Origin of the sequence: Mesorhizobium sp. M7D.F.Ca.US.004.01.2.1, assembly GCF_003997785.1 — a bacterium.
GTDB classification, from domain to species: domain Bacteria; phylum Pseudomonadota; class Alphaproteobacteria; order Rhizobiales; family Rhizobiaceae; genus Mesorhizobium; species Mesorhizobium loti.
This window is the reverse complement of the sequence record NZ_RZRQ01000354.1, coordinates 1-5636: the sequence shown is the minus strand read 5'-3', so window position 1 is coordinate 5636 and position 5636 is coordinate 1. Positions and strand designations below refer to the sequence as shown.

Annotated in this window: 7 protein-coding genes; 2 read left to right on the top strand and 5 right to left on the bottom strand. The window is 62.3% G+C overall.

Features of this window, described 5'->3' with window-relative positions:
• A partial coding sequence (locus tag EN993_RS30045) for a cupin domain-containing protein (RefSeq protein WP_281040585.1) occupies positions 1–175 on the top strand: 175 nt, incomplete at its 5' end.
• Between the two features lie 17 nt (positions 176–192).
• Here the strand turns inward: EN993_RS30045 and EN993_RS30040 are convergent.
• From EN993_RS30040 to EN993_RS30020, 5 genes are all read right to left on the bottom strand, one after another.
• Entirely contained in the window at positions 193–570 is a 378-nt protein-coding gene (locus EN993_RS30040) for a hypothetical protein (RefSeq protein WP_206532440.1), read from the bottom strand.
• 23 nt (positions 571–593) lie between these two features.
• Positions 594–965, bottom strand: a complete 372-nt coding sequence (locus EN993_RS30035; RefSeq protein ID WP_127265599.1) for a hypothetical protein — start codon at positions 963–965, stop codon at positions 594–596.
• A 2-nt stretch (positions 966–967) separates the two neighbouring features.
• Positions 968–2419 (bottom strand): dihydropyrimidinase, encoded by a 1452-nt coding sequence (gene hydA, locus EN993_RS30030; protein ID WP_127265598.1) that lies wholly within the window; start codon positions 2417–2419, stop codon positions 968–970.
• Between the two features lie 66 nt (positions 2420–2485).
• The gene (locus EN993_RS30025; RefSeq protein WP_127265597.1) at positions 2486–3736 is read right to left on the bottom strand and encodes a Zn-dependent hydrolase; all 1251 of its coding nucleotides are present in this window, start codon (positions 3734–3736) and stop codon (positions 2486–2488) included.
• A 70-nt stretch (positions 3737–3806) separates the two neighbouring features.
• Positions 3807–5135, bottom strand: coding sequence for an aspartate aminotransferase family protein (locus tag EN993_RS30020; protein WP_127265596.1), 1329 nt, complete (start codon positions 5133–5135; stop codon positions 3807–3809).
• A gap of 227 nt (positions 5136–5362) precedes the next feature.
• Between EN993_RS30020 and EN993_RS30015 the strand changes: the two genes are divergently transcribed.
• Positions 5363–5636, top strand: a 274-nt coding sequence (locus EN993_RS30015; RefSeq protein ID WP_127265595.1) for a TetR family transcriptional regulator, incomplete at its 3' end; no start/stop codon positions are given.

The following is a 5636-nucleotide window of genomic DNA, read 5'->3' as shown; positions in this document are numbered from 1 at the left end:
GCTCGAGCATCATATCGTCGTCAAGGCCGGCGACCTTTTCTACATTCCCGCCGGCGTGCCGCATCTGCCGGCCAATCTGAGCGGCGCCCCGTCTTCGGCCGTCATTGCCCGCACCGATCCCAACGAACAGGAAAGCGTCGTCCTGCTGCCGGAACTGGATGCGCTGGTCGCCTGAAGCCGACGGGATCGCTGTCATTTGCACCGCGAAACGTCCCCCATGACGTTGCCGTCCTCATCGGCGATCGTCAGCTTCTTGGCGTTCTTGGCGCTGTGCTTGATGGTAAACTTGGTCGGCTCCTGTCCCTCTTCGCCTTCCGCCTCACATGTCGCCGTCACCACGAGCGATCCGTCAGCCTGCGCTTGCGTCTTCGTGAACGTGCAGGCGCTGGCGGCGGTGATCAATTCCTTGTCGGTCAAAAGCAGCATCTGATCGGCGGCGACTTCCTGGCCGTTGCGGTTGATGCAGCCATATTTGTCGCCATAGGGTTTCGACAGATCGATACCGGCCGCCGAAGCCTGGCCGGCCGCCAACACAAAAACCATCGCAACAGAAAAACGAAAACCACGCATGCTCACCCCCCCAATGCCCAACGTTACAAACATGATTGCAGCGGCCCCATTTCCTCAAGGCCTGGAATGGTGACGAAGAAACCATCCTCTCCCTTGTTGGTGACCACGACGGTTTCGATTGTCGTTCCCGCCTCGCCCTCGGCGGAACAGGTCGAAGTCAGCGATTGTGCGCCCAGCACCAGCGTCAATTGCTGCGCGAACCGGCAGCCGCTGCCATAGGTCTCGATGCCTTCAGCCGTCAGCACGATATAGGCATCGCTATCCTGATAACCGGCCTTGACGCCGGCACAGCCGACATCATTGCCCCAGGAGCCGGCCAGCACGCCGCCTGCTGCTGCCGGGCTGGCGACACTTGCCGCCAAGACCAACGAAATGAGCGCGGCCGAACGCGCCAAGCTCAAACCCCGGTCGCCGGGATACCGGTGCGTTCCACCTTGCGGGGCGCAGAAATCTCTTTCCACGTCGACAGCGCCCGGTTGACCGCCGCATTCGGCTCGCGGCCGACGAACTCGCCATGACCGGGCTTGGCCTTGACCTCGGCCTCCTGGATCGACAGTTCGCCGCGCGAGAAGACGAAGCGCGGCAGGCCGGTCACCTCGAACCCTTCGAAGACATTGTAGTCGATGACGGACTGCTGCTTCTTCGAGGAAATCTTCTTCTTCCGCTTCGGATCCCAGACGACGATGTCGGCATCCGCGCCTTCGACGATGGCGCCCTTTTTCGGATACATGTTGAGGATCTTGGCGATGTTGGTCGAGGTCACCGCGACGAACTCGTTCATCGTCAGCCGGCCGGTGTTGACGCCCGTCGTCCACAGCACCGGCATGCGGTCTTCAAGCCCGCCGGTGCCGTTCGGGATCTTGGTGAAATCGCCAACGCCGTTTCGCTTCTGCTTGGTGGTGAAGGCGCAATGGTCGGTCGCCACCACCTGCAGCGAGCCCGCCTGCAGGCCGGCCCACAGCGAATCCTGGTGCAATTTGTTGCGGAAGGGCGGGCTCATCACGCGGCGCGCCGCATGATCCCAGTCCTTGTCGAAATACTCGCTCTCGTCCAGCGTCAGGTGCTGGATCAGCGGCTCGCCGAACACCCGCATGCCCTTCTGGCGCGCCCGGCGGATCGCCTCATGGCTCTGCTCGCAGGAGACATGCACGACATAGAGCGGCACGCCTGCCATGTCGGCGATCATGATGGCGCGGTTGGTCGCCTCGCCTTCCACCTCAGGCGGTCGCGAATAGGCGTGGCCCTCGGGACCGTTGTTGCCGGCGGCCAGCAGCTTCTGCGACAGGGCAGCAACGACGTCGCCATTCTCGGCATGCACCAGCGGCAGCGCGCCGAGATCGGCGCAGCGCTGGAACGACGCATACATCTCGTCGTCATCGACCATCAGCGCGCCCTTGTAGGCCATGAAATGCTTGAACGAGGTGATGCCCTTGTCGACGACAGTGGCCATCTCGTCGAACACCTGCTTGCCCCACCAGGTGATCGCCATGTGGAAGGAATAGTCGCACGACGCCTTCGAGGTCTTGTTGTCCCACATCTGCAAGGCTTCGAGCAGCGACTGCTGCGGCGCCGGCAGGCAGAAATCGACCACCATGGTGGTGCCGCCGGCAAGTGCTGCACGCGTGCCGGATTCGAAATCATCGGCCGAATAGGTGCCCATGAATGGCATTTCGAGATGCGTATGCGGGTCGATGCCGCCCGGCATGATGTAGCAGCCGGTGGCGTCGAACTCATGATCGCCATGCAGGTTGGAGCCGATAGCGACGATCTTGCCATGCTGCATCAGCACATCGGCCTTCCACGTGCGGTCGGCGGTGACGATGGTGCCGTTTCGGATGACTTTGGTCATTTTTCTTGTTCCCTTGTTCTCTTCGCGCTTCTTTGCGAGCAGCGTTTGGAATCTAGATTTCTAGGCTCACTCCACGATGACAGCCGTCTCCACCACAGCGTGGAACAGCACGTCGGCGCCAGCCGAGGCCCATTCCTTCGAGATTTCCTCGGCCTCGTTGTGGCTCAAGCCATCGACGCAGGGGCACATCACCATCGCGGTGGGCGCAACGCGGTTGATCCAGCAGGCGTCGTGGCCGGCGCCGGAGACGATGTTGCGATGGGAATAGCCGAGGCGTTCGGCAGCGTCGCGAATCGCCTTGACGCAGCCGGCATCGAAGGTGACCGGGTCGAAAGCACCGACCTGCTCGATCTCGTACCGGATGTCGAGCGCTTCGCAGATCGTGTCGATGCCTTCGCGGATGCGGCCGTCCATGGCGTCCAGCACTTCCTTTTCCGGCGAGCGGATGTCGATGGTGAAGACGGTGCGGCCGGCGATGATGTTGCGCGAGTTGGGAAACACCTCCATGTGGCCGACCGCGCCGACGGCGTCGGGCTGGTAGTCCATGGCGATCTCGTGCACCAGTTCGATCACCCGCGCCATGCCGAGCCCGGCATTGCGGCGCTTCGGCATCGGCGTCGAGCCGGTATGCGCTTCCTTGCCGGTCAGCGTCACCTGTAGCCATTTCAGGCCCTGGCCGTGGGTGACGACGCCGATGTCGATGCCCTCGTCCTCGAGGATCGGTCCCTGTTCGATATGCAGTTCGAAGAAGGCGTGGATCTTGCGATCGCCGACCTTCTCGCTGCCTTTCCAGCCGATGCGCTCGAGCTCTTCGCCGAATTTCTTGCCCTGCTTGTCGACATGCCCGTAGACATCGGCCTGCTCGAGCACGCCGGCGAACACACCGGACGCCATCATCGCCGGCGCGAAGCGCGCGCCTTCCTCGTTCGTCCAGTTGGTGACGACGATCGGATGTTTGGTCTTGATGCCGAGATCATTAAGCGACCGCACCACTTCAAGCCCGCCCAGCACGCCAAGCACGCCGTCATATTTGCCACCGGTCGGCTGCGTATCGAGATGGCTGCCGACATACACCGGCGGCAGGCTGGGGTCGGTGCCTTCGCGGCGGGCAAACATCGTGCCCATTTCGTCGACGCCCATTTCGAGCCCGGCCGCATCGCACCAGCGCTTGAACAGGTGCCGGCCCTCACCATCCTCGTCGGTCACGGTCTGGCGATTGTTGCCGCCGGCAATGCCGGGGCCGATCTTCGCCATTTCCATGATGGAATCCCACAAACGGTCTGAATTGATTCGCAGATTCTCGCCGGGTGCGGCCATTCAAAGTCCTCTCATTTCATATACTGGTCGGGCGGCGGTTCCCGCCGCCACCCGTCCAGGCAAAGCAGATTTAGTCTATCGACCTCAGCACATCGCGCACACGGTCGATCAATTCGTTGATCTGGCCCTTGGTGATGATCAGCGGCGGCGACAGCGCGATGATGTCACCGGTGGTGCGGATAAGCGCGCCGCGCTCGAACGCCTTGACGAAAGCCGAGAAGGCCCGCTTGGTCGGCTGGCCGGCAATCGGCGCCAGCTCGATCGCACCGATCAGGCCGATGTTCCTGATGTCGATGACGTTCGGCTCGCCTTTCAGCGAATGCAGTGCGTCTTCCCAGTAGGGCGCCAACTCCTCGCCACGGGTCAGCAGGCCCTCTTCCTTGTAGGTGTCGAGCGTGCCGAGTGCGGCTGCGCAGGCGATCGGATTGCCCGAATAGGTATAGCCGTGGAAGAACTCTATCATGTGCTCGGGGCCGGTCATGAAGGCGTCGTGGATTTCCTTCTTCACGAACACCGCGCCCATCGGGATGACGCCGTTGGAGACGCCCTTGGCGGTGGTCATGATGTCGGGCGTGACGCCGAAATAATCGGCTGCGAACGGCGTGCCGAGGCGGCCGAAACCGGTGATGACCTCGTCGAAGATCAACAGGATGCCGTGCTTGGTGCAGATCTCACGCAGCTTCTGCAGATAGCCCTTCGGCGGCAGGATGACCCCGGTGGAGCCGGCGACCGGCTCGACGATGACGGCGGCGATGGTCGAGGCGTCATGCAGGGCGACGATGCGCTCCAGTTCGTTGGCGAGTTCCGCGCCATGCTCCGGCACGCCCTTGGTGAAGGCGTTCTTTTCCGGCAGATGCGTGTGCGGCATATGGTCGACGCCGCCGAGCAGCGTGCCGAACATCTTGCGGTTGGTGACGATGCCGCCGACCGAGATGCCGCCGAAATTGACGCCGTGATAGCCGCGCTCGCGGCCGATCAGGCGAGTGCGGGAGCCCTCGCCCTTCACGCGGTGATAGGCGATCGCCATCTTGAGCGCGGTTTCGACCGATTCCGAGCCGGAATTGGTGAAGAAGACATGGTCCATGCCCTTGGGCGCGAGATCGACCAGGCGGTTGGCCAGTTCGAACACGATCGGATGGCCCATCTGGAAGGCCGGCGCATAGTCGAGCTCGGCGGCCTGGTGCTGGATCGCCTCGGTGATCTTCGGACGGCAGTGGCCAGCATTGACGCACCAGAGTCCGGCGGTGCCATCGAGAACCTTGCGGCCGTCGCTGGTCGTGTAATGCATGTCCTTGGCGGACACCATCATGCGCGGCGCCTGCTTGAACTGCCGGTTTGCCGTGAACGGCATCCAGAATGCACTGAGATCGTTCGGCGTGACTTTCAGCCGGTTGGACATGACCAAGACTTCCCCTTGTAAACTGTTTCGGTGCGCCCAACGCTTGGTCTTTGCTGCGTTTTCATGCTACGCAAATTTTTGACCGATTGGACAAACGTTAGCACCGCCCTGTCGGCGGTCAAGGGATTACTAGCGGAAATGCGGCACCTGAAGTGCGTTCCACAGGCTAGGGAAAAACTGGTCCAGAGAATTGGTCCAGATGACCCTCAACGCGAGGGCTGGCAACGGTGACCACCGGCACGGACCACCCTCGCCGCACCCGCATCCAACAGGAAAAGCGCGAACTGATCCTGGAGGCGGCGCTTGAGGTCTTCTCCACCAACGGCTTTCGCGGCTCGACCATCGACCAGATCGCCGAAGCCGCCGGCATGTCGAAGCCCAACCTGCTCTATTATTTCCGCCGCAAGGAAGACATCCACGAGACGCTGATGCAGCGCCTGCTCGACACCTGGCTGGCGCCGCTGCGTGAACTCGACGACATCGGCGATCCCCTCACCGAAC

Excerpts from the sequence above, each read along its gene's own strand:
- EN993_RS30025 (WP_127265597.1), bottom strand. The coding sequence starts at position 3,736 with ATGGCCGCACCCGGCGAGAATCTGCGAATCAATTCAGACCGTTTGTGG.
- hydA (WP_127265598.1), bottom strand. The coding sequence starts at position 2,419 with ATGACCAAAGTCATCCGAAACGGCACCATCGTCACCGCCGACCGCACG.
- EN993_RS30020 (WP_127265596.1), bottom strand. The coding sequence starts at position 5,135 with ATGTCCAACCGGCTGAAAGTCACGCCGAACGATCTCAGTGCATTCTGG.
- EN993_RS30040 (WP_206532440.1), bottom strand. The coding sequence starts at position 570 with ATGCGTGGTTTTCGTTTTTCTGTTGCGATGGTTTTTGTGTTGGCGGCC.